The sequence below is a fragment of the Vibrio sp. 2132-1 genome (assembly GCF_033344315.1).
In genome coordinates this window covers 1-502 of sequence record NZ_JAWPON010000921.1, presented here as the reverse complement: position 1 = coordinate 502, position 502 = coordinate 1, and the positions used below count along the sequence as shown (strand labels likewise).

1 pseudogene is annotated in these 502 nt (G+C 47.8%); it reads left to right on the top strand.

From position 1 onward, the window contains the following. Positions 1 to 502: pseudogene (gene gltB / locus R8N47_RS28740) on the top strand (glutamate synthase large subunit); the annotation flags it as partial.

Below are 502 nucleotides of genomic sequence, written 5' to 3'. Positions count from 1 at the left end.
TGGTATTGCCGCCGATGGTAAAACAGGTGATGGTTGTGGTCTTCTATTACAAAAGCCCGATTCCTATTTACGCCTTATCGCCGAAGAGAATGGTTTCAACCTAGGCAAACAATATGCCGTAGGGATGCTTTTCTTCAGCCAAGATCCGGTTAAAGCTCAATTATCTAAAGACATCGTCAATAAAGAACTCGCTCAAGAAACCTTAACGGTTGCGGGTTGGCGCGAAGTTCCAACAAATTCTGCAGTACTCGGCCCGATTGCGGCCAACTCACTGCCCAATATTCAGCAAGTCTTTATCTCAGCTCCAGCGGGCTGGCGTGAACGCGACATTGAACGTCGTCTCTATATTGCCCGTCGCCGTATGGAAAAACAGATCACCGAGGATCCTGATTTCTACATCTGCAGCTTATCGACGCAAGTGCTGGTGTACAAAGGTTTGTGCATGCCTGCAGATTTGCCTCGCTTCTACCTTGATCTTGCCGATCTACGTATGGAATCTGCT